This window comes from uncultured Fretibacterium sp. (genome assembly GCF_938030725.1).
GTDB lineage: Bacteria > Synergistota > Synergistia > Synergistales > Aminobacteriaceae > Fretibacterium.
Map to the genome: position 1 here is coordinate 1 of NZ_CALHIQ010000033.1, position 8029 is coordinate 8029.

Below are 8029 nucleotides of genomic sequence, written 5' to 3' on the forward strand. Positions count from 1 at the left end.
CCTCGCCGCGGCTGAAGTAGTCCCGGCTGCGGTCCTGCACGGCGGGGACTCCCACTGCGGCGAAGGCGTCCTCCAGGAGCTCGTGGCTCCCCCGTGTCCGCGCCAGGACGGCGAAGTCCCCGTACCGCAGGGGACGGAGGAGATTCAACCCCTTGTCCCATACGGTGCGGCCCTCATCCACCCAGCGGGCCACGCGGCGGGCCAGCGCCCCGGCTAGCTGCCTTCGGGCCCCCAGGACCGCGCGTCCCTCCTTCACCGCCAGCAGGACGGAGAAGGGCGGTGTCGTCCCGGCTCCCCGCTCTCCGGACCCCGCCGGGGACAGGGGCTCGAACTCGAGGCGCGACATCGCCTCCGAGGTCCCCAGCCCGTCGCGCCAGACGTGCTCAAAGAGGTTGTTGAGCCGCGTCAGGAGCGCTCCCCGCGTCCGAAAGCTGACGTCCAGCGTCACCCGCGCGTCCGCCCGACCGATGGCCTCGGCGAACAGGGAAGGCTCTGCGTGGCGGAAGCCGTAGATCGACTGCTTGGGGTCCCCGACGGCAAAGAGCGATCGCACGCCCTCCCGCCGCAGCGTCTCGATCATGCCGAACTGCAGCGGGTCCGTGTCCTGAAACTCGTCCACCAGGATGTGACGAAAGGTCCGCTGAGCCTTCCCGGACTCCACGGCCGCCCTGGCCTGAAGGATCATGTCGGAGAAGGAGAGCAGGCCCCGCCGGCGGCGCTCTGCGTCCCACAGCCCCCAGGCCGCCGCGCAGAACCGCAGCAGGGCGGACCGCATGAGGCGCTCCGGCTCCGGCAGGGGCGCGTCCGGCGAAGGGACGGAGAGCGCCGGGGTCCCGTCCTCCTCCTCCGCATCCTGCCACGCGCCGAGCGTCGTCCCCAGCACCTCCTTCACCTTCTTCAGCAGGCCGCTGTTCCCGCCCTTGAGGCGCTCCCGATCCATGACCTCCAGGTAGAAGGTGCGGAGCTCGTCGTCCGCCGCCTCCGGCCCCGCCAGCCGGTCCTCCCAGCGTTCCATGAACTCCGACAGGAGCCGGTCGGGGACGTTCTTGCCGCTGGCCCTGGCGGCCGCCCCCGCAGCGCGGATGTCCTCCGCCAGGGCGTCGAAGACGCAGCGCCACGTCGCCCAGGCACGGCGCCACGAGAGGCGCAGCATGACCAAAATCTCCCGGCCCGCCGCCCGCGCCTGGGGGTCGTCCTCCCTCAGGGCCTCCTCCCCCCAGCGCATCATGTCCTCCCAGCGGTGCCCCAGGTCCGCATGGAGGTCCGCCGCCTCCCGCGCCAGGTCCTTCAGCGCCTCGGCGCCCCATCGCCCCACGGCGGCGGAGAGCAGCGGGTCCTGGTCCAGCTCGCGGGCGACAGCCCGAAGGTGGGGGTGGGCGCAGGCGTCGGCCAGCTCTCCCAGGCTGCCCTCCTCCAGGGCGTCGCGCACCCGCGCCCAGAAGCGCTCCGTCTGAGGTCCGGAGACCACGGCGGAGCGCGGATCGACGTCCAGCGCCAGCCCCGACTCCCGGACGAGGCGGGCGGCGAAGGCGTGGATCGTCGAAATCCACGCCTCGCTGAAGCCCTCCAAAACCTCCCGACGACGCTCCGGGCTGACGGGGGCGTCCTGCACGTCCATCAGGGCGCGGACGCGGTCTTCGATGCGGCGGCGCATCTCCCCGGCGGCGGCGTCCGTGTAGGTCAGGGTCAGGACGTCGCAGGGCAGGCAGTCCGGGTCCGTCAGGAGCAGGCGCGCGTAGCGGTTGGACAGGACCCACGTCTTGCCCGTCCCGGCCCCGGCCCCCACCGTGATGAGGCCGCCGGAGGACGTGACCGCCGCACGCTGGCCCTCCGGCGTCCCATCGGGCAGCAGGGCCCCGTCCCAGAAGCTACTCGCGGCGTTCCTGTCCATAGTCGCGGAACCTCTCCCGCGCAGCCAGCAGGTCCGAGGAGGAGAGCAGCGCCGGCGTGCCGACGGACGCTGCGTGGACCAAAACCTCGCAGGCAAACTCCAGTTGTTCCGCCAGGGCGAAGGCATGGCCAACGTCCGACCCTGCGGCCAGGACGCCATGGTTCCCCAGCAGCACCGCAAAGCGCCCCCGCATCCCCTCGCAGGCCGCCTCCGCCAGCTCCCGGGTGCCGAAGGGGTGGTAGGCCGTGCAACGCACGTCGCCGCCGGCCAGGGCCACCGCGCAGTGCGCGGGCGGCAGCCCCTCCGCCTGGGCCTCCCGCGTGCAGGAAACGGCCGCAGCGTAGACGGAGTGGGTGTGCACAACGGCCCCGACGTCCTCCCGTCCGAGGTAGAGCAGGCGGTGCATCTCCACCTCGCTGGAGGGCTTGCGGGCGCCATCCGCGACGTTCCCCTCCATGTCCAGGACCACGACGTCCTCCGGCCTCGTTTCAAAGTAGTCCATGCCGGAGGGACTGATGGCAAACAGCCCACTCTCCCGGCTCAGGACGCTGACGTTCCCCCCCGTGCCCCGCGTGAGGCCGCGCTCCACCAGCCTGCAGCCGTACTCCACGACGGCGTTTCGTTCGCGTTCGAGCAGCGTGGCGCTCTCCCCCTTTCCACAAGTTTCTTAAATTATAGCGGACGGGACGCCCCATCTGTTAGAATAGGGTCACGCCCGAAGAACGAGCCGGTCCCCTCAAGGGCCGCCGGCTTAACGAAGAAGCAAAGGAGTGACGAACATGCAGCAGCTCTATGCGACGTGGCGAATGGACTACATCACCGCTCCCAAGCCTGAGGGGGAGGGCTGCATCTTCTGCAGCTTCCCTGCGGAGCGGCGGGATGAGGAGCGCTTCATCCTGCACCGCGGCGAAGCCTGTTACGTGATCATGAACCTCTACCCCTACAACCCCGGACACATGATGGTGCTCCCCTTCCGGCACACCAGCGACTACCAGTCCCTGACCGAGCAGGAGGTGCGGGAGATGCACCGCTTCACTGCCCACGCGGTGAAGGTGCTGGGGAAGCTGATGCACCCGGACGGCTTCAACCTGGGCATGAACCTGGGGAAGCCCGCCGGCGCCGGCGTGGCCGGACACCTGCACCGCCACATCGTTCCACGCTGGACGGGCGACTGCAACTTCATGCCCGTGCTGTCCGAGACGCGCGTGGTGTCCGAGGCCATCGAGGCAACCTACCGTCGCCTGCGGACGGTGTGGAACGAGGAGATGATGATCTGACGTGACCGGAAGAACCGTTCCGGACGAGTACCTGGAGCCCCTGGCGTCAGCGGAGGCCGAGATGAAGGTCCGGCGCTCGCTCTTCATCGCCCGGCTCGACCCCTGCCGTACCGAGGGAGAGGCCCGGACCGCCTTGGCCCGGGTGCAGGCCGCGCACCGCGACGCGACCCACAACTGCTGGGCCTGCCTCCTGGGCCCGGAACCGGCGGTCGAGTTCAGCAGCGACGCCGGGGAGCCCTCAGGGACGGCAGGACGCCCCATCCTGGGGGCTTTGAAGCGCTCGGGCATGGTGAACCTCGTCGTCGTCGTGACGCGCTACTTCGGCGGCGTCAAACTGGGCGTTCGAGGGCTCATCGAGGCCTACGGCGGTGTGGCGGACCTGGCCGTGGCCGCGGCCTGTCCCGTGCGACGCGTCCTGTCGTGCCCCCTCTCGGTGCGCCTCTCCTACCCCGCCATCGGCCTGGTGACCCGCCTGCTGGAGGACTGGGGCGCCGGCGAGGGGGCGCAGTGGACCTACGGCGAGGAAGTCCTGGTCCGCGCCCGCGTCCCACGCTCGCACCTAGCGGGGCTGGCTGCAGTGCTCTCGGAGATGGCGGCCTGCGGAACGGTCCTGGAGTGGCGCGACGAGGGACCCCCTTCGTGATGCGCCTCACCACAGGCCCGCGCCGCCCCCTCTGCTGACGAGTCCTCCGGCAGCAACGCCGCTCGCTTCCCCTCACCCAATCCTCCCAACGCGGGACCTTCACGCCAGGCCAGCCGATGCTGGCCCGAGCGAACGGAGGTCCCGTTCTGTTTCCCTTCCAACCTCCGGGAGCCCAACGGCTGGCGCCTCCCGGCAGTCAGGCTTCCCCTAATTCATCAGTAAAGATCAATGATTTTTTACGCTTATTCTTCAAAAAGGCTGCAAATTGGAGGACGAAGAAAGGGCCGCGGCAGTGAGGCATAACGCCAGACGCCGCGGCCCTCAGACTGATAAGTAGAGGTGACAGGTCGTTCTGAAAGGACCTTAATTATAATATAAAAGTTGAGATTTTGTCCAGAAAAACATCAGTCTGCGCCAAAATTTACGTAAAACTTCGGGGGTGAATCCAAGGAGGCTCGCCACCTCCGCAGCGCTGGCGCAACGACTGACGTCCCTCAGGCCCGTCCTACCGGCCCCAAACCCTTTCCCCCTCCTCCAGTCGCTCCTGAAACAGCTTCATCGTCCGGTCGAAGGGCTCCCGGCTCGTCAGGTCCACGCCGGCGCGCCGCAGGATGTTCAGGGATTCGTCGCTGCCGCCGCTCTTCAAAAAGGTCAGGTAGCGGTCCACGGCCCCAGGCTCGCCTGCAAGGATGGCACTGGCGAAGGCGTTGGCCGCGGTGAAGCCCGTGACGTACTTATAGACGTAAAACGCGCTGTAGAAGTGAGGGATGCGGGCCCACTCCACCCACAGGAGTTCGTCCGGGGCCATGTCCGGCCCGTAGCACCTCTCGTTCAGCTCACGCCACAGGCCGCTCATCCACTCCGGCGTCAGGGCGCCCCCCTCCTCCGCGCGGGCGTGGGCCTGGAGCTCGAAGTCCGCAAACATCGCCTGGCGGAAGAAGGTCGTCCGAACCATGTTGTAGTAGTAGCTCAAGAGCCACTTCCGCTCTTCCTCCGTCTTGGCGGTCTTCAGGAGGTGTCCCAGGAGCAGTGCCTCGTTCGTCGTCGAGGCCACCTCCGCAAGGAGGATGGTGTAGTCGCCATAGACCTGAGGCTGGTTCCTGTGGGAGTACCAACTGTGCATGGAGTGCCCCATCTCGTGCGCCAGCGTGAAGACGTCGTTCAGGGTTCCGTTGTAGTTCAGCAGTACGTAGGGGTGCGTGGCGTAGGACCCCCAGGAGTAGGCCCCCTTGCGCTTGCCCCGGTTCTCATAGACGTCCACCCACCGCTCCGCGAGGCCGCGCTTGAAGTTCGCCACGTAGTCCTCCCCTAGCGGGGCCAGGGCCTCCGCCACCATCTGGCAGGCCCTCTCGTAGGGGATATCCTCCCGTGGCTCCTCGGCGATGGGGACGTTCAGGTCGTAATAGTGCAGCCGGTCGAGCTTCAACACCTGCTTCCGCAGCGCCACCAGACGGTGCATCAGGGGGGCGCAGCGAGCGGCCGTGTCCACCACGTTCTCGTACACGCTGCGGGGCACGTTGTCGCCAAAGAGCGCCGCCTCCAGGCTGTCCTTGTAGCGCCGCGCCCTGGCGTAGAACAGGTCGCCCTTCACGGACCCCGCATAGAGCGCAGCCAGGGCGTTCCTGAAGGAGCCATAGGTTCCGTAGATGCCCTCGAAAGCCGTCCGGCGCACGTCCCGATTGGGGCTTCGGCTGAGCTTGTACCAGCGCTCCTCGGTCAGCTCGACGCTCTGCCCCTCCTCGTCCTGGATCGTGGGGAACTTCAGGTCCGCGTTCGTCAACAGCGAAAAGGCGTTCTCCGGAGCCGACGTCGCCTCTCGGGCGCTGGCCAGAAGCGCCTCCTCCGCCTTGGGCAGGATGTGTTCCCGCTCCCGCAGCAGCTGCTCCAGGAAGAAGGCGTAGAGCTTCAAATCCGGCTCCTCCCGCACCCAGCGCCGCAGCTCCTCCTCAGGCAGCTCCATGACCTCAGGGGCAAAGAAAGCGGTCGCCACGCCGTGTCTGGCCGACAGCGCCTCAATGCGGCTGGCCAGCTCCATAGGGCACGTTTCCCTCAGGTCCTCGTGGCTCTTCATGTTGGCGTAGACGTAGAGCTTCTCCAGCTCCAGGGAAACGGCCTCCTCGGCCTTCAGGTACTCCAAAAGCTTCTTCGGACCTTCACCCAGATGTCCCGCAAAGCCCGCCAGCGCGTCGATCTTCGGCGTCAGGTCGCTGAAGGCCCTCTCCCAGGCATCGAAGGAAGGATAGATCGCCTCCAGGTCCCATCGCATGGCCTCCGGGACGTCCCGCCTCTCCGGCACCCCGCCCGTTCCACCCCCCATGGCCTCCGGGGCTTCAAACCGCATCGCAAAATTCATCGGAACAACACCTCGCGTCAAAGCATCGAATTGTTCAACGCCGGCAGCCGCAAACCCTTCGGCGGCAAAGCCCGCGCAGGAAAAACAGGCGGCGGCCAGAAGCGGCAGCGCGCGCCGTATCCTCATCCCCTTCACCCTCCATCGCCTCCGTCCTTCCTCAACTGCCCAAAACACCTGAAAACCCACGCCCTGCCTTCATTATGTTATCACAGGCGCATGGGCGTAGAGGATGTCCAAGCCGGAACCGAAGGCCGGACGCAGACTCCTGACAGGGGGCCGCCGGATTCTCCGGACCTCTCGGAAGCCCAAAACAGCCCCCAAAAGGCAATTTTTTGAGTTTAGAAGGATTGATTAAAACTGATCTTAAAGAAAAAGGATGGAGCGACCATACAGCCGAACAGAATAGAGGGGCCGTTCCGACGGACGGCCCCTGCTTCATTCGTACTTAATCTTATCGCCCGGCGCTTGTCTTAGGTCACTCCACGAAGAGCGGGACGATCTTCTGCTGGAGCACGTCCACCAGCCCCAAGTCCGAGAACTTCGCCTTGGGGATGACCGGCAGGGCCAGGGAGACGATGCGCATCAGCGGGTTCGGCACGTCGAGCCCCAGCTTGCTGCGCAGCGTTGCCTTGACGTCCGCGATGTCGCGCGCCAGCTCCGCCGCGGGGAAGCGGGAGATGAGGCCGTAGATGGGCAGCTCCAGGCGGGCGATCACCCGTCCGTCCAGCGCAGCGATCTTGCCTCCGCCGCACTCGATGAGGGCCTCGATCACGACCAATGCGTCCTCCGGGGTGTCGTACACCACCACCAGGTTGTGGCAGTCGTGGGACACCGTGGCACCGTAGGCCCCCCTCTGCGTTCCGAAGCCCCGAACGACGCCCACGAAGCGCGTGTTCAGGCCATGACGGTTCAACACGGCGACGAACTTCAGGTCCGGGTCGCCGCCTAGGTTCAGGTAGCCGTTCAGCACGGGCAGGCGTTCGACGCCGAACTCCGTGGTGGTCCCCTTCGGGGTCGCGTAGCGCACGACCCGCACGCGCGCGGCGTCCCCCTTCGCGCAAATCCTGAGGTCCTCCGCGTCGGGGCGCTTCAGGCGGACGGTGTTGACCTTTTCCTGGGGGAAGGAGCGGGGCTCGATGGCGATGGAGAGGCGTCCGTCCTCCGCGACGCGGCGCCCCGCGGCGAACACGGCGCTGGGCCTGGGACAGGCCAGCTCCGGCACGATCTGCAGGTCCGCGGCGAAGCCGGGGGCCACGGCCCCCAGGTTCGTGATGCCGATCTCCCGCGCAGCGTTGAGCGTCCCGCAGACGACGGCCTGCTCCGGCGACATGCCGCACCGCACCGCACTGGCGGCGACGCGGCTGACGTGTCCCGTAGTCAGGATGTCCTCCGGCTCCAGGTCGTCCGTACAGAGCGACAGGTTCGTGAGGGAGCGGAAGTCCAGGACGGCGGGGGCGATGGCCTCAACGTCCATGGACACCGAGCTCTCGCGCATGTCCACGTTCATTCCGAGCCGCAGCTTCTCCCTGGCCTCACGGCCCGTGCGGGTTTCGTGGTCGCTCCGCACGCCGGCCGCCAGGTAGGCGTTCAGCTCCCGTCCCGAGAGGAAGGGCGCATGTCCCTGCATGAAGCCGTCCCGCTTCTCGCAGGCCCCCATGATGGCCCGCATCCGGCTGCTGTTGGACAGCACGCCGGGGTAGTCCATCAGCTCCGCGACGCCGAGCACCCTGGGGTGGGCCATCAGGCGTTCCACCTCCGCCGCCCCGAAGGAGGCTCCGGCGTTCTCCAGGCCGGGCGCGGAGGGGACGCAGGAGGGCGTCAGCACGTAGAACCGCATGGGCAGGTCCTCGCTGGCCGCCAGCATG

Annotated in this window: 6 protein-coding genes; 2 read left to right on the top strand and 4 right to left on the bottom strand. The window is 67.5% G+C overall.

All coding sequences use genetic code 11. The annotated features are described in order from the left end of the window. Positions 1–1891 (bottom strand): UvrD-helicase domain-containing protein (locus Q0629_RS02335; protein WP_298778441.1); only part of this gene is annotated, 1891 nt, incomplete at its 3' end. Beyond that, a complete protein-coding gene (locus Q0629_RS02340; RefSeq protein WP_298778442.1) occupies positions 1869–2501 on the bottom strand; it encodes a class II aldolase/adducin family protein in 633 nt (210 codons plus the stop codon). The genes Q0629_RS02340 and Q0629_RS02335, both read right to left, overlap by 23 nt. Before the next feature lie 169 nt (positions 2502–2670). Between Q0629_RS02340 and Q0629_RS02345 the strand changes: the two genes are divergently transcribed. Then, positions 2671–3168: an HIT domain-containing protein gene (locus Q0629_RS02345; RefSeq protein WP_298778444.1), complete on the top strand. Its 498-nt coding sequence runs from the start codon at positions 2671–2673 to the stop codon at positions 3166–3168. A 1-nt stretch (position 3169) separates the two neighbouring features. Then, positions 3170–3811: a YigZ family protein gene (locus Q0629_RS02350; RefSeq protein WP_298778447.1), complete on the top strand. Its 642-nt coding sequence runs from the start codon at positions 3170–3172 to the stop codon at positions 3809–3811. 505 nt (positions 3812–4316) lie between these two features. Here the strand turns inward: Q0629_RS02350 and pepF are convergent. Together pepF and Q0629_RS02360 are read right to left on the bottom strand one after the other, a co-directional pair. Next, a complete protein-coding gene (gene pepF, locus Q0629_RS02355; protein WP_298778449.1) occupies positions 4317–6164 on the bottom strand; it encodes an oligoendopeptidase F in 1848 nt (615 codons plus the stop codon). A 475-nt stretch (positions 6165–6639) separates the two neighbouring features. Then, positions 6640–8029 (bottom strand): adenine deaminase C-terminal domain-containing protein (locus Q0629_RS02360; RefSeq protein WP_298778452.1); only part of this gene is annotated, 1390 nt, incomplete at its 5' end.

Excerpts from the sequence above, each read along its gene's own strand:
- Q0629_RS02345 (WP_298778444.1), top strand. The coding sequence starts at position 2,671 with ATGCAGCAGCTCTATGCGACGTGGCGAATGGACTACATCACCGCTCCC.
- pepF (WP_298778449.1), bottom strand. The coding sequence starts at position 6,164 with ATGAATTTTGCGATGCGGTTTGAAGCCCCGGAGGCCATGGGGGGTGGA.